Source organism: Bdellovibrionales bacterium (assembly GCA_016716765.1).
In the GTDB taxonomy this organism is placed as follows: domain Bacteria; phylum Bdellovibrionota; class Bdellovibrionia; order Bdellovibrionales; family UBA1609; genus JADJVA01.
The window spans coordinates 75,348-100,442 of sequence record JADJVA010000009.1 but is presented as its reverse complement, the minus strand read 5'-3'; the positions used below and the strand labels follow the sequence as shown (position 1 = coordinate 100,442).

Sequence of the window (25,095 nt, the reverse complement as noted above, 5' to 3'; positions counted from 1 at the left end):
TCCTTTTGGAGTGGGTGTTTTCTTAGGCGGTTGAGATAAGGCCTCTCTTGCGTACCTCCAGCTTGCATGATAAGGATGCCAGTCGCAGCTTGGGATAGTGCAATATGTCTTTGATATCGATCGGAGGGGCCATGGTTAGAAAGTGGGGAGTGTCACTTTGAACCTTGTCAGTTTCGCCGGGAATCGAGTTTATCGAGAAGGTTTGTTACCATGAAGAAACTTGTGGATGGGATTATCGAATTTCGCCGGAATTTACAGCCGGAGTATAGGGAAAAATTCTCTCGGTTAGCCTTGGGGCAATCTCCAGATACCCTGTTCATTGCCTGTTCTGACAGCCGAGTTGTTCCGAATTTATTTGCGTCCACTGATCCTGGCGATCTTTTTGTTATTAGGAACGTAGGAAACTTAATTCCTATGTGTAAGAAGGACGGCCACTCTTCGGGTGATGTGTCGGAAGGGGCGGCAATCGAATTTGCGCTGATGAATTTGAATGTGTCGGATGTCATTGTTTGCGGTCATTCCGAATGTGGGGCCATGCATGCTTTATTGGAAGGACGAAATAGCCTTGCGGCCCCAAACTTGCGATCGTGGTTGCGTCACGGTGAGCCATCATTGGAAAAGCTTTCTATAGCGAGTTCAAGACTGAGTCCAAGTAACCGACTCTCGCAGTTAAATGTGCTACAGCAAATAGAACACCTGCAGACCTACCCGATTGTACGAGAGCGATTGGATCAAGGGAATGTCAGGTTGCATGGATGGTGGTTCGAACTGAGCACTGCAAATGTCTATGCCCATGAAGGGGAATCCAATGAGTTTGTTCTCATTGGAGAAGAACAACCCAGGACCAGGCCTAGAGTGGCCAACGAATCCGCTCATTTGGATTCTGCGTCAGTCTGAACTTGGGGGCGCTCTTATTCGCTTGGACTAAAGCGGCTAAATAAAAATGGATTTTTTAATTTTTTTAAATTTATAATGTCATGTAACGTGATGGCGTGGTGAGAGGTTGCTGAGGGGGGACATGAGATCGTTGACTGTCCTTTTAATGGCTATGTGTGTGTTTAATGTACGGGCGTCAGAGGAGCTTCGGTCTTTAAACGCCAGTTCCTCTATGGATCTGAAGTTCATGTACATTGATGTTATCAAGAAAAAGATTGAAGGCGAAGGAAGGACGGAAGCTCTTCACAAAAAAATTTCCTACTTGAGATCCTCTTTGGAACGCTATCGTCGACTCTCTCAATCTGATCTTTCTTCTCAAATCGAACTATTAATGGCGCAAGTTAAACTGGAAACTGAGATGTTCGAGGAGGACATCAACAGGATGGAACTTCTCAGGTACGATGTCATCACTGACCTTCTGCAGATTATATCTAAAGGCAATGGCGGCGACTCTGAGGACAAAGAAAGAATCAACGAGCTCTTTAAAAAATCGCAACGTCTGGCGCTGGATGCGGAGATTGTTAATTTAAAAAAAATAGAAAACCAATTGTCTCACGCCTCAATTTTGTCAGAAAAATATCATCAGCTCATTCAAAAGAGAGCGATTTCCAATGCTGAGTATTTGCAAAAAAAGACAAGCCTGGAACTCCTTGAAATTGATGCAAAAACCCTGAGAAGAAAAATTGAATTTTTGAAAACCCAAATTTGAATTCTATCCTAACTTAAGTAAATTTGAATTTTTCGACTCTGCTATTCTCGCGCGATATCTGTCCCGACAGAGTCACAAATAATTAGTTTATACTCAAAATATATTATTCTTAATCTGCCATAAAACTACTTAATATATTGATATTACCTAGTTTTATATGCTTATGTGTTCTGTAAACATATTGGTGAGTAAATACTCAAAAATATTGTTTGTAGTTGGCGGGTCATTGATATAGTGTCCGCCAAAATTCTTATTAGATTAAAGGGAGGAAACATGAGAGTCGGCGTATTCAGTCTTCTTTTTGGGTTTGTAATTATGGGGCAACTAAATAGTTTTGCTCAGGATCAGCCCGGCGCGGGAGCAATTGTTTGTACTGGTGTCGGAGCAGCTCTCCCGTGGCAAGGAGTTGATGAAATTAATATTCAACTCATTGGAACTGGTCCAGAACGAATTATGTCCGTCCAAACGCTTCCTGGAGGGCAAGCGCAGGAGTATTCGGCTAAACTCATTCCTGAACCATCACGAACTCATGGTCAAACTTTTCTTGGCACATTTGGTTCGGGCTTAACCGATAGACAGGTTGTACAACAATCAGGTGGGCCAGGGGGGTACCCGTATGAGATCGTAAGTTTTGCATCGGGACAAGGTGCAAAGTTGTGGATCGACCTTGCAGTTACAAACTTCGGGAAGGGTGCTGGGACTTTTTTCTATTTAAACCCAGTGCCGACCATGGTTGGAGCACCTCCCTACCAATACCAGGTGACTCGCTTTGTTTGGCAATATTTTCCAGTTGTGTGCACCTCAGTCAGTCCAGAGGAGCTCCACTCTTCGGTGCCAGCTGTCTCTTCCGCGCATGAGAGGGAAGGAATCGAAGAGCGATCGTCCAGTCCGGCAGCTCGCGCGAGGGTTCAACAGGAATCAGACCCTCGAGAATCTGTTTCGGGTCTCCTTTCCCGACTTAATGTGACGTCCGAAATGTTGGAGAGTGGTACCGAAGGCAATGGACTAGCTAAGCTCGGAGTGGGGGGACTAGTTGCTGCGACCCTCTTGATGGTATTGAGAAGGACACCACAGGGAATGGCTGCATCGATTGCTATCCCGACTTTGCCGAGGGATGAGAGCGTTCAAGCGAGGATTGAATCTCTCAGTGAAGGGTTTTCCAATGAGGATTTGGTAAGATACCTAAAGGCAGAACCGCAGGAAGCTGTTAAAATGATTGAGGACCCTCGCTTCAAAGAATTTGTGTCTGGGGTAGAAGCCTATCTTAAAAGTGAGATTTACAATCGAAGTCTGAGCGAAGAGATCTAAACAAATAAAGTTAAGAGAAAACATAAGGACAAGTTATCTTCTGTTTCGAAAGCTATCACCTCCGTAGCAGGCAAGCTGCGGAGGTTCTTTGAGTGATTGCCTCCTGTTAGAGTAGATTTGCCACAAAATTTCTAGCGCAATCTATAAAATTTATATTGTATTTTAGTTCCTGGTTCGAGTATGAGAGTTGGATTCTTCGAATCCTGAAATTTAGTTCACTTTTCCGGGTGGTTTTGTTGCTCCAGGATAACATTACTCAATTAGATAAGAACTCAAATAGATCAAATTTTGACCAATTGAAAACTTGCATCATGGGGCAGTTGGTCTATTTTTTAGTGGCAGGGTTTCTTAGTATGGCTGCGCGAGCGCAGCCCTTGTCATTTTCCTCTTGTCTGAGATTACTGAATGGGCCAGTTCAGAACAAAATTGCTCGCCTTATTTATGTGCAGAGATCTTCTGCAATCATAAAGCAGTTTTCAACAATTTTTCCGATACCTCCTTTTCGGGTGCTTGTTATCAGAGGCACGAATCATCCAACCGAAATACAAATTGAAAGATACTTGTCGGCAGACCATATTGGCACAGCCACAAAATGGCCTTTGAATCCGTCTGTTTCGGCGAAGGAAAGAGCATTAAAGAATCTCTACCAAAGCTTTTCGCTTCAGGGTCCCGAGAGGACGACCTTATTGCCGCGAATTCTTGAGCAGGACTCAACGGAAAGCGAACGTATCATTCACTTTTTAGTTCATTACTATTCTATCAGTGACCTGAGAGAATACGTCTTAGCTGCAATCGATCCTGAGAGGCTTATTGACAAGGCCCAGCCGCTGCTCCATCTCCAGGTGCTCCTTTCATCAAATAAAAGTGAGCCTCTTCATGTTGAAGACGAAATAGGCCCTATTGAGCGATCACCCGGAGAAGTGATCGCCGAAGCGGGCCGCTTGAGTCTCTCTAAAAATTCAAATGACTCATTGGTTACGGGCCACGACATTAAATTTATGGAGTTGTATCTGTATCGACAATTGTTTGTTTGGTTGAGGCAGAACAACATTGTCAATCGAGTGTTTTTTCAGGTCAATTCTCCCGTCCTGAGAGCTCTGAAGAGACAGGGCTTGCCAATTGATCGAGCTATTTCGAGAACATTTAACAAAAATTATGAGGTTGAAGGTAAAATAAATACAGTAACGGAACATGTCCTGGAGCTGAATCAGGATCTCATCAGAGATTGGCATCGCATCGTATCTGCCCGCCAGTTAGACCAAATTATTACTCTGTTTCTTTCTTCTGGAGAGGATCCAAAATTACTTAAGATTCTCCTGACGCCGCCTGAAGTTGAGCCACTTATCGATTTGGGTTTGGTTGCGTTGACGTCAAAAGAGCAGAGCACTTCGTGGAAAATCCCTAATGATTCTCCTCACTCACTTGCGGCGATTGAAATGAGAACCTTGCCAAGAAATTACCGCCATGTTGACGTGAATTCAGAGGAATTTCGAGAATTGGAGCGTATGAGGGACCCCGTTTGGATATTTTATGCCTTTGAAAATGCTTTCGGAGGCCTTCAGAAAATGAGAATGGAAGAGCCACCTTCAGAAGGAACGATCTTTAATCTAGATGAAGTACAATTTTCTCAGGCAAAGTATGTCTCATTTTTCATACCAATTGATGTAGCTCATGAAATTCTAAGGCGCCTGAGATCAAGCCCTAACTAGTGCTTGAATAGCTTCACTGAAATCCTTGACGACCTTTTTAGTTGGAGGCGCTCCAATTTCTGTAATTGAGCTTAGTAATATCCCAACTATTCCATCATGAATAATACGGGCTAAACCATAGGTATCAAGAGAGCGCCGAAATTCGCCAGATTCAATACCAGCCTCAAGAATGTTATATATTCTATCCACTGCCCCTCTTTTGATTTCTGAGTTTATTGCTCTGAATTTTGGATCAATTCCTGCAAAATAATAAAGCATCAAATAAATTCTAGGTATTGTCTGATCTTTTTCAAAATTTTCTAAAGAAACAAATAAATACTTGGTGAGGGCGTCTGTTGCAGAAGAACTCTGGCTGAGGACTTCGACAGTTGCAGATTTGGCTTTTTCCACCATTTCTTCAATAACATTTGAAAAAATACCCTCCCTATTTTTCAGATACTTTACAACCAAAGGCTGGCTCACTCCGCAATGATCGGCAATAGCCTGAAATGTCGTTTCCCGCTCGCCCAAGTGAGCCAGACAAAAGGCGGCTGACTTGATTATTTTTGCTCTCGTCTGATCTGCTTTTTTCATCTCTTTTAGATACTCCCTATTTTTAACCGGAGCAAGGCCAACAAATGGGCTTTTCAGTAGTTCCGATAGATTTGATAGATAGGAAGAGTTGGCTGCCAAACGGAAATAAATCTGATAGAATAAACTCAGACGTGAGGAATAGTAATTGAATTTGAATGATGGGAGGAAACTATTTCTATAGAATTATCAACAGGGCCTACAAAGCGAATATTCTGGGTTCGGTTGTACTCTGTAGCACGGCCATTTTTCGTCTCCTCCGAAGGCGGAAAGGCACTTGGCCTCCTTGGCTTGCTGGTTGTGTTGTCTTTGTCTATAAATGGACTAAATATTATTTCAAGTTATCTCAATCGGGACATGATGACGGTCTTAGCCGATGGAAAATCCACGAGGTTTTTGCTCTTGGCCCTTCAGTGCTCTGGAATAGTCGGAATAATTACGGTGGTGGCTGTTTTTTTTCGTTTCATTGAAGAGCGATTCGCTTTGTACTGGAGGCAGTGGCTAACAGATTATTTCTTGCGTGAGTATCTAGGCAATAGAGCTTATTGCAGGCTAAATGAACAACCTGATATCGATAATCCTGATCAGCGAATCACAGAGGACATTCGAACGTTTACTGCCACAACTTTGTCCTTTTTTCTCATAATTCTTAACTCTGTGGTCGCATTCATTGGATTTGCAAGCATCCTATGGTCGATCACGCCCTGGTTAGTCTACGGGGCCCTGGCTTACGCCACAGTTGGTTCTGCAATCACTTTTTTAATTGGATATCGCCTCGTCCATCTCAATTTTCTTCAGTTAAAAAAGGAGGCAGATTTAAGGTATAATTTGATTCAAATTCGTGAACATGCCGATTCTGTCGCTTTAAATCGTGGTGAGAGCAAAGAGCTGACGAGAGTTCAAAAAGGTTTGGCGATTGTCGTCGATAATCTCAAGCGGATTATATCAGTCAACCGAAATCTCAGCTTTTTTACTACTGGATATAACTATTGGGCTCAGCTTGTCCCAATCATCATCGTAGCGCCCATTTATTTGGATGGCAATCGAGAATTTGGAGTCATCACTCAAGCGGCGTCTGCATTTGTGTTTGTATTGGGTGCCTTTTCTTTGATTATCACTGAATTTCAGAGGCTCTCCTCTTTTGTAGCAATTGTCTCACGTTTAGATTCACTGAATGAAGCGATGTTAAAAAAACCAGTAGCTCATAGACCAACCATTGAGATTGTTGATAGAAGCGATTCGATTAGATACGAAAACCTCACAATTTTCGGACCTGAGAATGAAGCGCCGCTGATCCTCAACTTGAACTTAGAAATCTCTCGGGGAAGACGGCTGGTAATTCTCGGGCCTAACCGCGTGGGAAAGAGCTTGCTAGTTAATGCCACTGCAGGAATCTGGACAGCCGGCAAGGGTCGAATTGGAAGGCCGCAGCAAGAGCAACTCATGTTTCTACCTCAACACCCCTATTTGAAGCGGGGATCTTTGCGGTCTGTTTTAACCTATCCTTGTGTAGATAATAGTATTGAAGATCAACGTTTAATAGATGTTTTAAAAATTGTTCAGTTGGAATCTTTCTTAAACAGAGTTGGGGGGCTCGACGCTGATCAAGACTGGTCCACACGGGTTTCGACAAGCGAGTCTCAGCTTTTGTCGATTGCACAGTTGCTCATCGCTAGGCCTCAATTTGCTTTTTTAGATGAAGCAATCAGCACCCTTGTTCCAGAGGTCCGACAGATAATTTATAAGGCTCTTCATGAGTCTTCGATCACCTACATCAGCACAACCAACGATCCGGCGCTGCTTCCCTTTCACGATCAAATTCTAGAATTAAAAAGGGATGGATTATGGACGGTTCGTTCCTTAAACAGCTCTAATCACTAATTGAATACCTGATCAGAATTTCTGCCGGACAATCGTAGATAATTAAATTTTCAGGATCAAATTTTGAAAGTTTCCTCGAATTTACTTGAACCTCGATCATGCGGCCAAGAGAGGGGGCTTAATAACAATTCTGAGCCGAGAGTCAGATGAATCCATAGATACCGACATCTTTAAAAGCCTATCCCCAGATTTTCGAAGCGTATAACTTACTTTCCCAAAATAGGTTGGAAGATTTCTGACTGATATCTCCCCGTGGCTCAACCAATCTCTTGGTATGCCAGCCGCCAGAACGAGGTTCTGACAGTCAAGTTTCTCGTAGGCGAAAACGGACAAAAAGGAAAGAATGTATTCTGCCCCCACCCATGAATGGGGCAGATCCCCGATGTGAGCCGGAGCCTTAAGGTCTCGCCAAACAATTTCTGGCCATTGATTCCAGGAACGTGGGGCTCTTTCGTCGATAAAAAACTTGAGAAGGTTATAGGATTCTTCTCTTCTTCCCATTTTCACAAGTGTTCCTATGATGCGCATTTCGTAGGGAGTGAAGTTAATCCACTTTCCTGACTGTCGTCTGTGACTGGCATCAAAATCAATGAGATATTTATCAAAGGTATTTCGAAATACCTCATTTGTAAAAAATTGATTATCATTGAGGAGAGATCCAACGATGGCGGTGGCAGAGGGATCAAAGTCGGCAAGCTCGACTGAGCCAGGAAAATAATCAATTCCTCTTTCCTTTATCGTCAAATTCAGAGAGTTCATGAGGCTTTCTTTGAATGATCTGCACAGTTCGGAAAAATGAGCTTCTTGTTGAACATCTCCCAAAACACTGGCCAAAAAGGCGGCATCGATCAAACCTCGCAAGGTCCAAAAATTATCCCAATGGGAATGAACGGGTTGGAATAGGTACCCCTCGTGACTAACTGATTCAGGTAGCAGTCCGTAGTAAGCCTGAGTTTCAGGCTGCAAGTACTTCGCAGTTAATCTCTGTTTGAGCAGAAACTCAGTTTGGCCTATTGCTCTTTGAACGGATGGCCACAGAGATTTTAGAAACTCCATGTCTTTTGTTATGCGGAAACACTCGGCGATGGTAAAAATGAACTCACCCAGATTGTCGTGCTCGGGTGGTTCAAAATGTTCTTCATGGTCGATAGCAAAAGGGAGCTGGCCGTCTTTCATGTTTTGATGTTGAGCGTACCATTTGATAAAATTCTTTGCTTCTTCATTGAATCCCATACGAAGAGCAGCGGCCGCCATCACGGCGCCGTCACGAATCCAGCTGCATGCATAACGGCGAGGGCCAGGTTGCAAGGCAGGACCATCACGATTGATAAGTATATGTGCCGCAGATATTCTAAGAGCGTCAATAAAATGCTGTTCCGAATCCGGCAAGGTGATTTCAACAGGGCTGAGCTTATGTTTCCAGTTCTGAACAACTTTCTCAAAGGCTTCAGAACCAGACATTTGTGAGATTTCCTTTATTGTCTTTTTCTCACTTGAGCAATTGTCACTGGGTATCGCTAAATAAACCTCCTTAATTGAATTCGGTTTCAAATCAAATTTGAATTTCATTGAGCCCGAAGCCCATCCGTAACTATCCACCAATTGTGATATTTCAGGCGGCGGTTCATTGCGAATGATTGGGCTGAGTGGTCCCTGATCGAAAGAAGAAAAGGAAAAACATTCAGAATTACTGAGAGGAATCACGATTTTCTCTCTATTTACTTGAATAGCCCCTTCTACTGCAATCAGTTCGTTAATTTGTGAAATTCCACCGAACTTGAGATGACTCTGCCAGGGAGGGGTCACTTGGAATGGTCGCAGCAAGGCGAATAAGGAAACATTTTGACTTATTTCTCCCAAATTCTGAACGCGATAGCGAATGTAAACAATCGATCTCTTTTCTGTGCTATCCATATAGACGGTAGTTTGAAGATGAAGGTCATGTCTTTTCCAATGAACTGAGGGGATGGGCAAGCTCTGTTCGAGAGTTTGGGTCACTTCAACATCGTTCCAAGTCACCAAACTTCCTTCAGCTAACAGAAATGGTTCTACAGAAAAACTACCCTTATCAATCTCCACCATTCCTTGCTCGTTAATGAGTGCTTGGAAGGAATTTTCTTCAGGAGTCCCAATCACGGTCCAATAGCTCTGTTCCCCATAGAAATATTTTGGAAAGGTTCCCTTTGGTTCGTAACGAGCGACGTTTTTAAAAAAAGAACTTTGAGATCGGGAAAATTGATGACTTTTTATCTCGAGGAACTTAAGTCCAAAACTCTCTGATCCATAATTTTCCAAAAAATTGAAACGCAGCTGACGACATGACGCTCCCGGCAGATATATGTAACTCCGCACATGAGACACAGCTTCAGCAAAATAAATCGTTTTCCACTCGTTGGCCCCTTCACTCAAGCATTGTATTTCAAATTTTTTAGTTTGGTGCAAAGAATCCCAATGAATGACTAACCCACCAAGCTCTCGCACCTCTCCAAAATTGATCTCTAACCATTGCGGTTTTTTGGCTGTCGTGCTTCTCCAACCGTTTTCAGATGATGGGTCCAAAGAAGAATCTGGACGATGGTCTGCAAGCGAACTCGATGCAGTGACAACAGCAGGATTTTGGATTTTCTTGTCAATGAGTCTGAGATTGTCGATCCACATTGATCCCCGCTCTGAAGAGTCAGCCCAAAAAACGAGTTCAATTGCTCCAATTTCGGTTATGGGATCACTGTTACTACCTAAGGGACCCCAGGCAAATTCAATCTGGTGGGACCTAATCGACAGATTTTGCCATTTATCAGAAATCTCAAGATGGGGAGAGTTGTACCACCAAACATTTAGGCCGGATTGATCAATCAGCTTTAATTCGAACTTTTCTATTGAAAGATTTCCGCGAAAATCAAAGCAAATGATGTAGTCATCGGGAGTTGAAAAGGAAAACTCCTTCCGAGCAGTCACAAATCCGCGCGCCTCCTTAAAGTCGAAGTCTAATTTTAAGGCTTTGCGGTTGAGGCCTTCACTTTGTGTTAATTTGAGGTTTGCTTGTCCTGAGGAGTGCATGGTCCAGCCGGTGATATCTTCAAAATCATCTAGAGTTATATGAGACATACTTTCCTATCTGCAAATAATATGTTACATTGCTTGGCTTTATAATAAAAACTGCAAATGTGATTCTGTGACGCAGCTACTCCTTAGCCTAACAGGTCTAGATGAGATGAAAAAAGCCGCCTACTTGCTTGCCGTAGCTTTTCTTAGTACAACTCAGATCATTCTTCAACTATTGAGCCATTTGTGGATTTGGAGCCTATGAAAAACAATAATTCCCCTCATGATCATTCCCGCGAACAAAAAAAGAGAGCATGGGCTGAGCCTTTCAAGATCAAAATGGTCGAACTTCTTAAAACCACAACAAAAGATGATCGCAAAATTGCTCTTGAGGAGGCCGGGTACAATACCTTTCTTTTGAAGAGTGACGATGTTTATATTGACCTTCTGACTGATAGTGGAACAAATGCTATGAGCGATGGTCAGTGGGCTGGAATGATCCTCGGGGATGAGGCCTATGCAGGAAGTGCAAACTTTTATAATTTGGAGCGCAATGTACAAAAATACTATGGCTATAAATATCTCATTCCTACCCATCAGGGACGTGGAGCCGAACATCTTTTGTCTCGCATTTTAATCAAGCCCGGCGATTTTGTTCCAGGAAACATGTATTTTACAACCACGCGAGCGCACCAGGAACTAATGGGAGCTTCGTTTGTCGATGTCATTGTGGACGAAGCTCATGATTCTGAAAGTGAAATTCCCTTTAAGGGCAACATTGATTTAGGTAAACTGGAGTCCCTGATAAAACGGGTTGGTGCCAATCGGATTCCCTATGTTTGTGTTGCCGCAACTGTAAATATGGCCGGTGGACAGCCCATCTCAATGGCTAATATGAGACTGGTTCGCGAACTTTGCATTAAGCACGGCATAAAGGTGATGCTTGATGCGACTCGCGCAATTGAGAACGCCTACTTCATCAAGACCAAAGAGAAAGGTTTTGAAAACAAAACCATTGCTGAAATACTTCTTGAATTTTGTTCTCTCTCCGATGGCTGTACGATGAGTGGCAAAAAGGACCTTTTGGTAAATATCGGTGGGTTCTTGGCGATTAATGATTGGGATATTTTTGAAGAAGCACGCAACATGGTTGTGTTGTACGAGGGACTTCATACCTATGGAGGACTGGCGGGACGAGACATGGAGGCCATGTCTCGTGGTATTGTCGAGGCCGTGCAGTATGAGCATATTCAGGCGCGAATCGGGCAGGTTGCTTACGTCGGAGAAAAGCTTGAGCGGGCTGGGATTCCAATCGTACGTCCCATCGGTGGACACGCAGTATTTTTAGATGCCAAACGGTTTCTGCCTCACCTTCAACAGACCCAATATCCGGCCCAGGCCTTAGCAGCATGGCTCTATTTAGAAGCTGGAATTCGCTCAATGGAGCGAGGGATTGTTTCAGCGGGTCGAGATAAGGAAACGGGCGAAGACCACTGCCCGGAGCTGGAACTTGTACGATTGACTTTTCCTCGTCGTGTTTATACCCAGTCTCATTGCGACGTGACGGTGGATGCAGTGGTAGCTCTTTATGAGGACCGAAAGAATTTAGTGGGCCTTCAGATGATTTATGAACCAAAGTATCTGCGATTTTTTCAAGCACGTTTTAAGCCTTTGGAATAATCCGAAATGAAACTTGAAAATCAACCAAAACGCCAACGAACCATAATAGAACCATTCAAAATTAAAATGGTAGAGCCCCTTCCGTTTCACTCTCGTGCAAGCAGAAAGAAGATTCTTGAGGAAGCGGGATACAATTTATTTTTAGTTGCAGCAAAATATGTGACCTTCGATTTCCTGACCGATAGCGGAACGAGCGCCATGAGTGCCGCTCAATGGGGCGCAATGATGGTCGCTGATGAGAGCTACGCAGGTTCAACCAGCTTTGAACGATTCCAGCATGCAGTCCGTGACATTACCGGTTATCAATATGTTATCCCCACTCACCAGGGACGGGCAGCCGAGCGCCTGCTTTTTGGAGTCATTCTCAAACCAGGAATGAAGATACCGTCTAATAATCACTTTGATACCACTCGTGCCAACATCGAACAATCTGGTGCAGAAGCCGTCGATTTGGTCATTGAAGAGGGAAAAGACCCTGCAAAAATGCACCCCTTCAAAGGAAATATTGATTTAGAAAAGCTTGATTCCTTTTGTTCTGAACATCGGACCCAAATTCCGTGTGGTATGTTGACTATCACGAACAATTCGGGCGGGGGCCAACCAGTTTCTTTAGAGAATATTCGAGAAGCCTCAAAGATTTATAAGAAATATGGAATTCCATTTATTTTGGACGCTTGTCGATTCGCTGAGAATAGCTATCTGATAAAATTGCGAGAACGAGGGCAAGAATCTCGTTCTGTAAGAGACATCGCTCAAGAAACCTTTTCTCTGGCAGATGGTTGCATGATGAGCGGGAAAAAGGATGCTCTTTCAAATATCGGCGGTTTTATTGCACTGAAGAATGATCATTGGTTAGCCTCCCTGCGTGCCTCGCTTATTCTTACAGAGGGTTTTCCAACCTACGGAGGTCTTGCTGCGAGGGACCTGGAAGCTTTGGCTGTCGGTCTTACAGAGGTTCTCGATGAATCTTATCTTTCTTATCGTATCGCTGTATCACGATACATGGCTGAAGGATTAAATAAATTGGGAATTCCGACCATGCAACCAGCCGGGGGGCATGCTGTCTATATCGATGCCAAGAGTTTTCTATCACATATTCCGCAGGATCAACTACCGGGGCAAGCTTTAGTTTGTGAAATGTTCTTAGCTGAAGGAATCCGCTCTTGTGAAATCGGTTCGGTAATGTTTGGCAAAACGGTGGACGGGAAATTTCAAGCTGCACCGATGGAACTGGTGCGACTTGCATTTCCTCGCCGGGTCTACACGCAGAGCCATTTTGACTATATTCTTGAAGGCATGGCCGAACTAGCTCAGAACAAAAATGGAATTCGAGGGATGAAGATTACCTGGGAACCTCCATTTTTAAGGCATTTTACCTCGCGTTTTTCTATTGTGAACAGATAATCGACTTTTTCAGAAATTACTTTAAAAATCTGAAAAACTAGTGCATGACGGTCGGGGGCACTGAAAAATCTCCAGAATGTCCAAGCAGTTCATTGCTACCACCGAAGTCCGCCGAAACACCATGAACATAGATTTTCTTATTGGCATGGATCAGTCTGTCTTGAGGGCTGATGAGATAAGCAAAACCATATTTCGTGAAATTCGTCTGGCAGAGAGACTTTACTCCAGCATCATCTCGCACATGATCTGCAAGCGTTTCAGCAATCAAGGTACCACCTTGATTTGCAGCTCCTCCTGCGTAGATTCTTATCTTTATGCTCAATGCATTCTTCGGAACACAGGCCCAACCACCTACTCCGACTGTGCCGTTAGGACCTTCGCCAACTCCATCGATATACCCGATTGCCGGACCAGGAACTAATGGTTGAATGGTTGGCGGTGGTTCCACAGGTGCTATGACCGAAAACCTTCCTGAATTTTTGAGTTCTTCATTCCTACCACCGAAGTCCGTCGAAACACCATGAACATAGATTTTTTTATTTGCATGGATCAATCTATCTTGAGGACTGATGAGATAAGCAAAACCATATCTTGTGAAATTCGTCTCACAGAGAGACTGCACTCCAGCATCATCTCGCACACTATCTGCCAGCGTTTCAGCAATCAAGGTACCTCCTTGATTTGCAGCTCCTCCTGCGTAGATTCTTATCTTTATACTCAATGCATTCTTCGGAACACAGGCCCAACCACCTACTCCGACTGTGCCGTTAGGACCTTCGCCAACTCCATCGATATACCCAATTGCGAGACCAGGAGCCTCCTCTGGTGGTTTTGGTGGGGCTCTTCGCAACAAATCAGAAATAGTTTTAATCATCTCTCTATCATTTTTTATGTTCGCTCCAAAAGCATAAAGTGTCATGAAGCGAGGAGGTCGAATGTTCAATTCCGGAAATCCATTAATCAAAATTGGAAGTAGACTTGGACCACTCTCAGTTACCACCCAATCGCTTGGAGCATCAGACTGAAGTTCATTCTTTATTTCCGCGCAGTCAACAGTGGTACAGTACATGCTAAATCCCGGAATCATCATGGATTGCTCTTTTGCCAGATGAGATGGATTTCGAATCCATCGCTCGTATCGGTATCCAGGAAAATGTCTATCCCTATCAAGAAGCAAGTAATGAGAAAACATTTTTTCTTTTGGAATATATAGTGATGCATAGAGAGAAGCAGCAAAATCAATGTACTCCTTTGCCGTCTTTCCCAAGAATTCATTTACTTCCTGGTCATTGAGCTGACCGGGGCCATAGCCGGAATCAATAAGTGCCCTGTACCCGATTGGGCCTAAGCCGTCGTTGCTATCATTGTCATCAAGCGATGTTTCCCACCCGAGGTCAAGCCCCAAAAACAATGAATTATCTTCGGACATATATTTGGCCAATCCTTGCGCGATCGCCTCCTTTATCACAATCGATTTTTGGGTCAAAAGAGTGCGAATGTAGGGACTCTTGTAATTGATTTTTGGTGGCTGAATACTTTCAGATCCCCAAAAGAGGTGATAATTGGAATATGGCTCTGTCCAACTCTTCCATTCAACATGCTTCACAATTTCAGAAGAGCTATCGACTCTTTTATAATCATTAAAACCGAGAGCTTTCACGCCCGTGATGGTTTGAATCATTAGATTTCCATACTGAGGATCATAAGATGGAAAAAAGCCAAAGAGCCACTCATGATTAATATGAATGAGAAGACGAATCTTCAATTCCTGAGCCACTTTAAAGGCTTTATCGATACGCAGGACCATTGCCTCATCCTTTTCCTGCATCGGACTCAAAAGAAGAGAAAAACCCAAATTCATCCCTGTCCAGTTTGAGGAATCACCAAATGTCTTAACCAACTCACGAGCAAAGGCTTCAGGCTCGTCTTCACCCCCTCCTGGATCAAACGGATGAATAACAATTGTTTGTTTGTCCAATATAGTTCTGGCCCCTGTATAGGTATAATTGCTGTCGTCGTCAGCCGTTCCTAGAAAACGATTGGATCGAAATCCACAGTTTGCATAAAAGAAATATATCCCACACAACGCAATTAAAGCTATGGCAGATTGCCTAGAGAAAAAAGAGGTTCGAAGTTTCATTGTGCTCATATCCCATGAATGTTGACTCGCCTAAAGTCTTATCGGCCAATCAATTCATCCTCTGAAGTAAGGTCTTTTGTCTTCCATACTAAGTAGCTGTATTTGCTCATAAAAATTTCCATATTCCTATGGCTTCTTGTGAAATCTAGGGTTTCTTAACTTATACGTATGAACGAACAGCTGCAAATCGATTGGGCAAACCAAGTCTGATTTCGAGCTGGAAGTGAAGGAGCATTTGCGGTACATTTCGTTTTCATTTAGCTTATAATCCGATGCCGAGGATTCAATGGAATATAAATCAAATTACTGGATTCTATCTTTGTACCAGGGGTGGATCCATTGAGTTCAGATTTGATTATCTACGTCGATGCGGATGGTTGTGCTGTAAAAGAAGAAATTTACAAGCTTGCTCGACGCCACCAAATCAAGGTGATCCTTGTGGCCAACCAATATCTCAATATTCCTTTTGAGCCCATTATTGAAATGAAAGTGGTGTCAGGCGGATTTGATGCCGCCGACGATTGGATTGCTGAAAATATCGAGAGAAGTGACATTTTGATCACTTCTGATCTTCTGCTTGCTGACAGATGTATCCAACGTGGAGCCCGCGTTGTCGGGCCAAAAGGACGTGAACTTGATTCAGAAAACATTGGAAGTGCGTTGGCCATAAGAAGTCTAAATTCACATTTGAGAGACCTTGGTCACAAAAATACCGGACCAAAAGCGATGGAAAAAGAAAGTCGTTCTCAATTTCTTTCAACTATGGACCTCGTCATTCATCGATGCCTACGGGAAAAAAAGTGACTTCGCAATTACGTGCGAATTGAAACATGAATGGACGCATTCAATTTAGCAGGGAAAAACTGGATTCTTTCCATGGATTTCAAATCAATCACTGCGATATTTTCCTCTGTTCCAGTAATGACGATCTTGCTTGTAAAGGGAATTTCGCAGACGCCCCTTACTCCGGAGATTCCAAAAGACCGAGTATCGACAGTTGAGGCTGAAAAATCTTGATTAACGATCAAAATCGTATGTGAATAAGGATAAGTTGCAATTACCTTTTTCATCAGAAAATTTGTTGCTACTGATTGAGATCTCCGCTGAGTTTTTGATGATGTGAATATGTCCTTTTGCTTGCCCGTTGCTGGATCAATAACGACCAAGGGAAGTGGAACAGCTACTTGATCTTTTATTTCCTCAAGAGGATCTAGATTGAAATCATTATCGCCAAATTCATGTTCCGGACGGTTTTTTTTGAAAAAATCCGTGTGCCAATATTGATTATTTACACCATAGACCAACCCATCAGGTCCGACGTCCATGTGGGTAAAGATAGCATAGCTTGGAGTCACAGGATGATGGACAATTGGCAAATTTGTTTCAACTGAAAAAACACTGAGTTTCGGATTCAAAACGCCAAAAGTGAAGTGTTGAGGGTTCGGATTATTCTCCTCCGATAACATGCCATAATGAGTGACTACATACGATTTTTCATCTGGCAATAATCTGATTTCATGTGGATGGATGCCATGGCTGGAAAACTGCTGAATGAGTTCCATTTTATCCAGCGAAAAGACTTGTATTAAACCAGCATCTTTTTCTGAAGCAGCAATCTCAGCATGTGCAGTGAGTAAAACTTGCTTTTGATTTAGAAAGACAAGCCCATGGCCCCCATACATATATCCCTTAGGAGCCTCAATTTTCTTTATCACCTTATTATCACTATCTATAAACAGGCTGGTGGTACTTTTGTGACCGATGCACACCAGTTTTCTCTCTGGCAAACATAGGGCTGAATGTCCCTCCTTCATTGGCAATTCAACTTGTTGTATTCTATGAGAGTCGAGAAAAGCCTCAGTTAGAAAAGTATCTTTCGTCGCTCTGTCGCTACCCAGTGTAATGGCTGAGGCCTCACCCGACCGAGAAAACTGGCGTCGAAACAACCGTATCCCAATCCCCACTGAGCTGCTCAATGCCAGCCCGCCAGTAATTGCATACAAAGCTTGACGACGATTCATTCCCACCATCCACCCCACTACACAGTTAAACTACACAGCCCACGATGAATTGTATCTCAGGGCAAAAGGCGGATTCAACTCCGATGAAAAGCAAAGGATCAAAATCACTCAATCCAAATAATGCAATGTATTATTTTTTTACTTTCAACAATTGCACTTCTTAAGGCAACATTAAAGTTGTCACTAAATGGAGTCATCTTGAGATGAAATCTTGGATATTGGCACCGAGGTTTGATTTGATTTTCTTTTCTAGCTTTTGGATACTGATTCCGTCGGCCATCATTGTTAGCCAATTTGGATCTACCATTGGAGATCTCTCATTTTTAGCTTTTGTTTACGGTCCCCTTGTTCGACTTCCTCATTTTTTGGCAACATTTGTCATGATAAAAGATCATGCGGACCGGATCAGACTTGCCATGACGAACTATGCTCTTCGCTTAATTCTTCCCATCGTTCTCTTTCTTGGATTTACGATTCCGATATTTTTCATAGAGGGAAGGCATAGCTGGCAATGGGTATCTCTTTTTAAGTTCTCCTTGATCGTTGCTAACATTCACCTGAGCATGCAAAATTATATGATTCTTCAGATCTATCGACAGCAGTCCGAAACCACTCCTCTTAATCTAGAACGATATGTAGAGAAATTAATTTTTTGTCTATTGATAGCTGCGCGTGTGGCGGTTGATGCCTGGGGAGGTTCTCCAGTTGCCCAGAATATTTCCAGTATTTTCAGTCTGATTGTCGCAATTTCTTCTGTCATTTATCTCGCTTACCTGATTGGCAAGGGTGTCTGCTCTTTGCCATTCTTTCTTTTTTTTGCAACGGCGCTAATCGTTACCATACCATGGCCGTTCGCCGCAGATCTTCCGAAATATTCCCAATTCTACGTCTTCAATGCTCATCATAGCATCGCTTACCTTGGTTTGGTGTTCATGATGAAAATGAATAAAATTAGTTGCCCTTTTGAATTTGGAAAATGGGCAATTAAATTTGGTGGTTTCATGCTCCCGCTGATAGCTCTGAGTGGATTGGCAACCTACGCCTGCTTTCTCTTGATGGAAAAACGGCAGTTTCACCCCATCGATTTGATGGTTGGCTTTATGATGGTTCACTACTATATCGATTTCGCTATTTGGACTTTCAAAAGCAAGGTCAGCCGAGAACAATTTCTGCCAAATTGGCAGTCCGCCTCTTAACTCAAATGATACATATGTTCTCAATTCAGAAACCGTCTTTGCCAAAAATAAAAACAATTATTGTGGGACTTTTTTTCATTGTTGCAGCTGTCGCGCTGCAATCCTTTGATCACTATGAGACAGACAATGGAACCTTGGCACAATTAAGAGCCAAGGGTGTATTGATGCTAAAACAAAATAGTATCTTCTACGACGACGGATATATTTTGGTGATTACCTTTGAAATGGGATGTTCTCTTATTAAAATGGACGGAAGAACAGTAGCCAAAATACCTGGCTCATATTGCAATCTTCTAAAAGGCGGTCAGGCCGTTTCATTTTTAACACACGAAGAAATCGGAATTTCCAAATTTACCCCGTTTCGAAAAGAGTGGATGGTCCCCTCAGTTGTGACCCACGATATGTCAGTGTCGTATCTCGAGCAATCAATCCTGTATTTCAGTTTAGATTCCAGAAAAAGGGGGAAACAATATGAGCGAATTGATATCGCCGTTGAAATAGACAAAGACGGAAAGGAAACTTTTCGTTGGAGAGACATTGATTACTTGCGCGAAATAGCTGGGCTGATCAATCACCCATTAAATGGCCCACATAAATACAAAAAGGGAGACGGAAACAAAAATCACGAATCAATCGGATTCACTCATTTTAATAAGATTGAATCTATACCAAAGAATTCCCTCATGGAGAACCACACTGAATTTAGAGAGGGGAATATTCTTCTGTCGGATGCGATGAGTGGATTGGTTTTAATTGTAGATCGGTTAACCCGAATGCCCGTCAAGGTCTACCGTGTAAGAAGTGGCCATGGAGTTCATTCGGCCCGTTGGCTTGAAAACAACAATATTCTCCTTTTTGTTAATGCCGATCAGATACCAGATCGTCTAATACTTTCTCATGTCATTGAAATTAACCCTCTCACCGGAGATGTCGTTTGGAATTTTACGGAAAATCCAATTGGAAAAATGTCTTGCAAACACTACGGTTCTGTTCAGAGATTAAAAAATGGGAACACTCTCATCTCCTACGGTTGCAACAGAAGTGCAATCATAGAAGTGGATTCATGGGGGGATGTCGTGTGGAAGTGGCAGGTTCCAGTTGGAGTTTCCAAGACTGACCAGGCTATTCAAATTTACCGAGCCGAATGGTTAGAAAAGGAACTAGTGGATCAGTGGCTCGAAAATACGAAATAGGCCTTAGGATTCAATTAGCTCCAAGTTACTTTCCGCAGCTGGTGGCTTATGGTCGAGGTAATTGTTTTTGCAATTGACCAAATCCCAAATCGGACAGCCACCAAGACATGAAGCCTTGCTGTCACATCCTCTGCAAACTGGTTTCTTGTCGGCTTGACCGATGAGCCGATTTCGAAATCGAACCGTTCTTGAGTTAAACCAAACCTCCGACAAGGATTGCGTTTTCAAATTTCCAAACTTGAGTTCAGGCAAAAATGTGCATGGCAAAACATCAAAATCGTTTGTTAGACCAAGGCTACTGCGCGTGGCCGAACATCCCTCCAGTTGTTCAAATTCCACCATGCCAAAATCCTCTTCGATTCCCACAATCCCAGGAGTTAAGCAGCAATCGTAACCAACACGTGTGTGTTTAGAGAGTCTCAGAAAAGTATCTTTCAGCTGAGCATGAAGCATAACAGAATCGACCGAACTTAAAGAGTGATTGTAGAATTTTCCGCGTCCCACAGGTTTGTAGGCCAAAAAAATGACGCCGTAGAGATCTCTTTCCTCTAAAGCAAAATTCACTATGTCAGGCAAATTATCCAAATTTTCTTTACTCAGAGTAACCTGAAAAACGACCGGAATCTTCGCATGATTCAATTTATTCAGTGATTTAAGAAAGAAATCCCATCCAGTTTTTCTATGAATTGAAAAATTCCTTCCTTGGCCCTCTAAACTAAGTGCGACAGCTCCACAAGTTTCCTTTATGGCCTTGAGGTTCTCCAATGTTAAATTGTGCCCAGTGGTAGTAAGATTTGGTACTATTCCATTTTCCCGAATAAGATAGAGGATTTCTGAAATTCTAGGGTGCAATAGAGGTTCACCGCCTCCTATCGCTATTTGGAAAACACCCATACGAGAACAATCACTGATGATGGACTTCAGCGATTCGAAATCGGCATGAAGGCCCGCTGGATGCGACGAAGCATAGCAATGCGGGCAATCCATAAAACATTGATTAGTGACCTGGAGATCGACAAGTGTGGGTGCGGACAAAAAATCAGACTTCGCATTCCTTATGAGCTTAATTTTCTGGTGACCTCTCGGAAGATGTCTTACCAGTAGCTCTCGAAACAATTTCATTCCTTCAGTTTTCAGGGCCAATATATCTTTGATCATTTGCATCGGAGTTTGGGTTAGATACTTTTGTAGCATATCAAAAGCTTCATGATCCAATTCCATATAGGTTGCGTCTTTGGTATTAAAAAGAATTCCCCCAAAGTACTCTTGTCTGAGAATCAAAGTTGATTGAAAATTGGAGGTCACTGCTCGCCTTCATTAGAAGATTCTGTTTTCCTAAATGATAAAATATTCCGAACAAGTTGATCAACAAAAATAAGAATAGAAACAAGAACAACGAGCATGCCCAACTTACCTAAATTATTCCAAGTATAATTTACCGGTAGATTGTTTGAATTGCTATTCTGTGTCGAAACCCATTCATTGGTTCCACTTGAATTTGTTGTAAAGCCTCTCTTCAATTTAAGTATCTTCATAAGAACTTTCCTGTATCTGGAGATACTTCTTTATCTCAATGCAAACCTTTCGGTGAGAACTGGAAGTGATGGTTGTGCCACTCAGACAGCACCAAATTTGCTTTCCAGTAGGGAGTACAACTGAAACCATGCTCCTATTGTCAAAAAACCAATGCGATTCCACCTCATGTGATTTCCCTTCATTAATTGGGAATACAGATGCTATCAAGTCCTCTGGTCTAAATAAAAATATCTCACCCTTTGGCAAGCGAGGAATCTCAATTGATGTATTAAGCATCCCAAATTCCTCTGTTGTCAATAGATTGCTCAGGCCAACAATCTGAGCAGCATCTGCATTTTTTGGGTGAGTATATAATTCAACGGGAGATCCCTGTTGAATTAATTTTCCGTTTTTCAAAATAAGAATTCGAGATGAGAATAGAAATGCTTCATTTTGGTTGTGCGTGACGAGGCAAGCGGCGATTCCATTTTTTGATAGAAAGGACTTTAAGTCGATGAGAATCTTATACCTGAGATGATCATCCAAATTACTGAACGGCTCATCGAGCAATAACATGAGCGGCTTGCCGACCAATGACCTGGCCACCACAACCCTCTGCTGCTCACCTCCGGACAACTCATGGGGATACCGAGAAAGGCGATTTCCTATGAGAAAGAATGAAATAATTTCTTCTATCCATTTCTTTGATTCTGGAGACTTAGGGGCGACCAATCCAAGACTTAGATTCTCTTGTACCGTCAAATGGGGAAACAAGGATGGCTCCTGAAAAACGTACATAATTCCACGTAGACCAATCGGAACGAAATTCTTTGAGTTATCAAAATAGGGGATTTGGTCAATTTCGCTTTTAACGAATGAAAACTGCCCGCTATCAGGACTCTCAATGCCAGCCAGTATTTTTAGCAGAGTTGATTTGCCAGAACCGCTTGGCCCTAGAATTGAAATCAACTCGTCTGAGTTCATCTCAAATGAGACATGGTCGAGGACGGACTTTTTTCTATATGTTTTTACGATATCCCCAACCCTAAAAATATCACTTCTCATAGTTTTCATTTCCTAAGGATCGAATAAGCAAATTCATTGGATAAATACAGCAGATAAATAGACAGATAATGAGCAAGGAGCTCTCCTTGATCAAATTTCGCGAGATCAAGGTGAATATTTCGACAGATAATGTTGAGTACGTAAATGGCCTTAAGATCAGAGGAGAAGTAACTTCACGAAGTGACTCGATAAAAACAAAGCTTGAGGCAAGTGTCGCGGACATTCCAAAAAGCGGCACAAAGAGGTTTTTGAATCTCCCTAAGGGCCCAACTCTAAATAAACTCAACGTCATTTCGTATTGCAGAGGTATCTGGTGACTTCTCAAATTCAAGATAATCACCGCAGGACCAACAAATTTTATAACTTGGGCAATAAGAACAAGATTTGGTAGCTTTGAGTTCACCGCAATTGAGGTATCCCCTAAAAACCAAACAATTAGAAATGATAAACTAAGAGATGGAATGACATAGCCCGCCGATAGAATCCAAATTAACGTCTCTCCAGTTCGGCCTAGATGGCCTTTTCTTTGGTAGAGAATCAGCAGAAAAGAGATAAGAATAGAAATGAATGTAACTGTGACGGAGATAAAGACACTCTCTCCGGTGAATTCATAGAGACGATTCAGATTAACACGGGCGATGGACTCTATTGCCCACTTTAGAACAACTGAGCCAGGTAGGACCAGCCCGAAAATGAGAGGGAGACAAATGAGAAATAGGAGCAAATATTTTCTTGATCCAGAGATTGAAATTCTTGACCTCGCACTAACATTGTAAAAATGCAAAGAACGGCGACGGATCAAACTCTTAATTAAAAAATACATAAAGCCCAAAAATATTAAGCCCAGTACAACCAATGAATAGCGAATAAGCGTGTTATAGTCGTAAGTCGAAAACCATGAATTAAATAGGAACGTACACAATGTCCGCACGCCAAGGACCTGCGCCGAGGTGAAATCGCCAAGAATGGAACTAATTATCATTATGGCTATAAATAGAATTGCGGGAGTGAAGAAGGGAAAAGTTATTTTACGAAAGACTGTCCATTTACTTAGAGATAGCGTTTGGCCTATTAACTCGTTGGAACTCAGGTGAGCAATTTGAAGTGGCTTGAAAACGGCATAGGAAAGAGGGTAAATTGAAAGCATCAGACAAAATGAATACCCAACAACAGAATTGATCGGGACATTGCCCAATGGTAAAATCACCTCGCTGGACAAAACATCTTCTAGAGGTCCAGTCGTCGAAAAAAATTCTCGATAGATACTGGCAAAGATAAAATTTGGAACAATGAGAAGAGAAATCGAAAGAACACCAAGCATTCGGCTATAGGGTATTTTGTATTTTACAATATTTCTTGTATTAAAATAGGCCAGAGGCACAACGACAGAAAAGGTGATGGCCAATATAATCGAGCTATTTAAGAGACCGTCAAGAAGACTGGAATAAAAGTTAAAACTAAACACTATGGGGCTTTATCAAATTGAATCTGATCAAGAAATTGGGCAACTTCCTGTCTCAGCTTTGCAATCTCGGAAAGAGGTACATTATTAATTTTGAAAACTCCACCTTTCACCTCAACTTGGCCCTCTCCAAGCTGAACATTCTCTTTTGGCAAACCAACCGCATTTGTCACTGGATAGGCAAAGGTAAGTTCAGAGGTCTGTTTCTGAACCTCTGGACTAACCATATATTCTAAAAATTTTATCGATGCTTCCCGATTCTCGATATTTTTTGTTAGGGCTAGACCAGAGCGAAGAATGGCGGTACCCGATAGCTTTTGGTCTGGAAAGAAAACCTTCGATGACAACCCCCAACTCCTTTGGTCAGTAGTATTGAGCATGATTCCCATGTAATAGGAATTGGCTAATGCAAGATCGCATTTCTTTTCCAAGATATTTCTAATTTGCTGACGATCATTTCCCGAAGGATTGAGTGCAAGATTATCATGAAGGCCCTGGATTAATTCCTTTCCCTCTTTCCGACCGTAAATTATCAGCCACTGTGCAAACAAATTTAAATTATAATCATCATAACCGGAGCGAATACATATTTTTTTCTTCCATTTTGAATGAGCCAAATCCTTGTAGGATACCAAGTCGCTCGCCTTAACCCGATCCTTTGAATAAAAAATAACCCGTCCCCTATACGAATCAGAAAAAAAGAAGTTTTCTGAGTCCCTGTATTCTTTTGGAACTATGTTTTCGATATAATCTGAGCGGAAAGAAGATATGATGCGTTTTTCTTTTGCAATCTCCATCAAATCGGCATCTTTCGTGATCACGATGTCTGCTTCTCTTGGCGAAGTCTGTAATCTAGCAAGAAGACCTTTCTCGACAAATAGGGATTGTATCTCAATTCCCGTTCGCTCCTTATACCGTTCAAAGATAGGTAAGAGGTGAGATTGAGTTCTGTCGCTCAATATCCGAAGCACTTTGGGCTGCGATTCGAGCTTGGTCTCTCTCTTTGCCTTAGCTAGAGCCGCTTTATTGCAATTACTCTGAAAGCTAAAGCAGCTCAAAAAAAATACATACAATAATTGCTTTGCGTGAATGCGCACCAGCCCCCCGCTTTTTTTGAGTCGATTGAGATCAATACAAAAGATAAGTTTCAAGAGGGTCCACATCTTTTGCAAGACCTTTTATCCCAGATGCACAACATCCAAGTGAGTTCAGATGTGAGGGAACTTCGAATTTTGCTCTATTTTGAATTCTATGCCGCGTCAAT

General features: G+C 42.4%; 19 protein-coding genes. 10 read left to right on the top strand and 9 right to left on the bottom strand.

Annotated elements, in window-relative coordinates; all coding sequences use genetic code 11:
- Positions 1-210 precede the first annotated feature (210 nt).
- The 4 genes from IPL83_06875 (at position 211) to IPL83_06860 (ending at position 4,662) form a co-directional block, all read left to right on the top strand.
- Positions 211-897, top strand: coding sequence for a carbonic anhydrase (locus tag IPL83_06875; GenBank protein ID MBK9038867.1), 687 nt, complete (start codon positions 211-213; stop codon positions 895-897).
- Between the two features lie 121 nt (positions 898-1,018).
- Positions 1,019-1,645, top strand: a complete 627-nt coding sequence (locus IPL83_06870; protein MBK9038866.1) for a hypothetical protein — start codon at positions 1,019-1,021, stop codon at positions 1,643-1,645.
- A gap of 273 nt (positions 1,646-1,918) precedes the next feature.
- On the top strand, positions 1,919-2,953 hold the full coding sequence (locus IPL83_06865) for a hypothetical protein (protein ID MBK9038865.1): 1,035 nt from the start codon (positions 1,919-1,921) through the stop codon (positions 2,951-2,953).
- A 353-nt stretch (positions 2,954-3,306) separates the two neighbouring features.
- The gene (locus IPL83_06860; protein MBK9038864.1) at positions 3,307-4,662 is read left to right on the top strand and encodes a hypothetical protein; all 1,356 of its coding nucleotides are present in this window, start codon (positions 3,307-3,309) and stop codon (positions 4,660-4,662) included.
- Here IPL83_06860 and IPL83_06855 read toward each other — a convergent pair.
- On the bottom strand, positions 4,648-5,235 hold the full coding sequence (locus tag IPL83_06855) for a TetR/AcrR family transcriptional regulator (GenBank protein MBK9038863.1): 588 nt from the start codon (positions 5,233-5,235) through the stop codon (positions 4,648-4,650). The genes IPL83_06860 and IPL83_06855 overlap by 15 nt on opposite strands.
- 222 nt (positions 5,236-5,457) lie before the next feature.
- Between IPL83_06855 and IPL83_06850 the strand changes: the two genes are divergently transcribed.
- Positions 5,458-7,113, top strand: coding sequence for an ABC transporter ATP-binding protein/permease (locus IPL83_06850; protein MBK9038862.1), 1,656 nt, complete (start codon positions 5,458-5,460; stop codon positions 7,111-7,113).
- A 96-nt stretch (positions 7,114-7,209) separates the two neighbouring features.
- Here the strand turns inward: IPL83_06850 and IPL83_06845 are convergent, their stop codons facing one another.
- Positions 7,210-10,218, bottom strand: a complete 3,009-nt coding sequence (locus tag IPL83_06845; protein MBK9038861.1) for a discoidin domain-containing protein — start codon at positions 10,216-10,218, stop codon at positions 7,210-7,212.
- A 198-nt stretch (positions 10,219-10,416) separates the two neighbouring features.
- Between IPL83_06845 and IPL83_06840 the strand changes: the two genes are divergently transcribed.
- Positions 10,417-11,835 carry a tyrosine phenol-lyase gene (locus IPL83_06840; protein ID MBK9038860.1) on the top strand — a complete coding sequence of 473 codons (1,419 nt, stop codon included), beginning with the start codon at positions 10,417-10,419 and terminating at the stop codon, positions 11,833-11,835.
- A 6-nt stretch (positions 11,836-11,841) separates the two neighbouring features.
- Complete coding sequence (locus IPL83_06835) at positions 11,842-13,239, top strand: tryptophanase (GenBank protein ID MBK9038859.1); 1,398 nt, start codon at positions 11,842-11,844, stop codon at positions 13,237-13,239.
- 37 nt (positions 13,240-13,276) lie between these two features.
- On the opposite strand, the gene IPL83_06830 is transcribed toward IPL83_06835, so the two are convergent.
- Positions 13,277-15,379: a hypothetical protein gene (locus tag IPL83_06830; protein ID MBK9038858.1), complete on the bottom strand. Its 2,103-nt coding sequence runs from the start codon at positions 15,377-15,379 to the stop codon at positions 13,277-13,279.
- A gap of 339 nt (positions 15,380-15,718) precedes the next feature.
- Between IPL83_06830 and IPL83_06825 the strand changes: the two genes are divergently transcribed.
- Entirely contained in the window at positions 15,719-16,183 is a 465-nt protein-coding gene (locus tag IPL83_06825) for a YaiI/YqxD family protein (GenBank protein MBK9038857.1), read from the top strand.
- Between the two features lie 8 nt (positions 16,184-16,191).
- On the opposite strand, the gene IPL83_06820 is transcribed toward IPL83_06825, so the two are convergent.
- Positions 16,192-17,400, bottom strand: coding sequence for a DUF1513 domain-containing protein (locus tag IPL83_06820; protein MBK9038856.1), 1,209 nt, complete (start codon positions 17,398-17,400; stop codon positions 16,192-16,194).
- Between the two features lie 203 nt (positions 17,401-17,603).
- Here IPL83_06820 and IPL83_06815 point away from each other — a divergent pair, with 203 nt between their 5' ends.
- A complete protein-coding gene (locus IPL83_06815; GenBank protein MBK9038855.1) occupies positions 17,604-18,596 on the top strand; it encodes a hypothetical protein in 993 nt (330 codons plus the stop codon).
- 38 nt (positions 18,597-18,634) lie between these two features.
- Complete coding sequence (locus IPL83_06810; protein MBK9038854.1) at positions 18,635-19,789, top strand: hypothetical protein; 1,155 nt, start codon at positions 18,635-18,637, stop codon at positions 19,787-19,789.
- A gap of 3 nt (positions 19,790-19,792) precedes the next feature.
- Here the strand turns inward: IPL83_06810 and IPL83_06805 are convergent, their stop codons facing one another.
- From IPL83_06805 to IPL83_06785, 5 genes are read right to left on the bottom strand one after another with little or no spacing between them, the layout of a single operon-like run.
- A complete protein-coding gene (locus IPL83_06805; GenBank protein MBK9038853.1) occupies positions 19,793-21,094 on the bottom strand; it encodes a radical SAM protein in 1,302 nt (433 codons plus the stop codon).
- Positions 21,091-21,324 (bottom strand): hypothetical protein, encoded by a 234-nt coding sequence (locus tag IPL83_06800; GenBank protein MBK9038852.1) that lies wholly within the window; start codon positions 21,322-21,324, stop codon positions 21,091-21,093. The genes IPL83_06805 and IPL83_06800 overlap by 4 nt, the downstream gene beginning before the upstream one ends.
- A complete protein-coding gene (locus IPL83_06795; GenBank protein MBK9038851.1) occupies positions 21,311-22,369 on the bottom strand; it encodes an ABC transporter ATP-binding protein in 1,059 nt (352 codons plus the stop codon). The genes IPL83_06800 and IPL83_06795 overlap by 14 nt, the downstream gene beginning before the upstream one ends.
- Entirely contained in the window at positions 22,359-23,834 is a 1,476-nt protein-coding gene (locus tag IPL83_06790) for an iron ABC transporter permease (GenBank protein MBK9038850.1), read from the bottom strand. The genes IPL83_06795 and IPL83_06790 overlap by 11 nt, the downstream gene beginning before the upstream one ends.
- Positions 23,834-24,982, bottom strand: coding sequence for an extracellular solute-binding protein (locus IPL83_06785; protein ID MBK9038849.1), 1,149 nt, complete (start codon positions 24,980-24,982; stop codon positions 23,834-23,836). The genes IPL83_06790 and IPL83_06785 overlap by 1 nt, the downstream gene beginning before the upstream one ends.
- Between the last annotated feature and the right edge of the window lie 113 nt (positions 24,983-25,095).

Excerpts from the sequence above, each read along its gene's own strand:
- IPL83_06875 (MBK9038867.1), top strand. The coding sequence starts at position 211 with ATGAAGAAACTTGTGGATGGGATTATCGAATTTCGCCGGAATTTACAG.
- IPL83_06870 (MBK9038866.1), top strand. The coding sequence starts at position 1,019 with ATGAGATCGTTGACTGTCCTTTTAATGGCTATGTGTGTGTTTAATGTA.
- IPL83_06865 (MBK9038865.1), top strand. The coding sequence starts at position 1,919 with ATGAGAGTCGGCGTATTCAGTCTTCTTTTTGGGTTTGTAATTATGGGG.
- IPL83_06860 (MBK9038864.1), top strand. The coding sequence starts at position 3,307 with ATGGCTGCGCGAGCGCAGCCCTTGTCATTTTCCTCTTGTCTGAGATTA.
- IPL83_06855 (MBK9038863.1), bottom strand. The coding sequence starts at position 5,235 with ATGAAAAAAGCAGATCAGACGAGAGCAAAAATAATCAAGTCAGCCGCC.
- IPL83_06845 (MBK9038861.1), bottom strand. The coding sequence starts at position 10,218 with ATGTCTCATATAACTCTAGATGATTTTGAAGATATCACCGGCTGGACC.
- IPL83_06840 (MBK9038860.1), top strand. The coding sequence starts at position 10,417 with ATGAAAAACAATAATTCCCCTCATGATCATTCCCGCGAACAAAAAAAG.
- IPL83_06835 (MBK9038859.1), top strand. The coding sequence starts at position 11,842 with ATGAAACTTGAAAATCAACCAAAACGCCAACGAACCATAATAGAACCA.
- IPL83_06830 (MBK9038858.1), bottom strand. The coding sequence starts at position 15,379 with ATGAAACTTCGAACCTCTTTTTTCTCTAGGCAATCTGCCATAGCTTTA.
- IPL83_06820 (MBK9038856.1), bottom strand. The coding sequence starts at position 17,400 with ATGAATCGTCGTCAAGCTTTGTATGCAATTACTGGCGGGCTGGCATTG.
- IPL83_06815 (MBK9038855.1), top strand. The coding sequence starts at position 17,604 with ATGAAATCTTGGATATTGGCACCGAGGTTTGATTTGATTTTCTTTTCT.
- IPL83_06800 (MBK9038852.1), bottom strand. The coding sequence starts at position 21,324 with ATGAAGATACTTAAATTGAAGAGAGGCTTTACAACAAATTCAAGTGGA.
- IPL83_06795 (MBK9038851.1), bottom strand. The coding sequence starts at position 22,369 with ATGAGAAGTGATATTTTTAGGGTTGGGGATATCGTAAAAACATATAGA.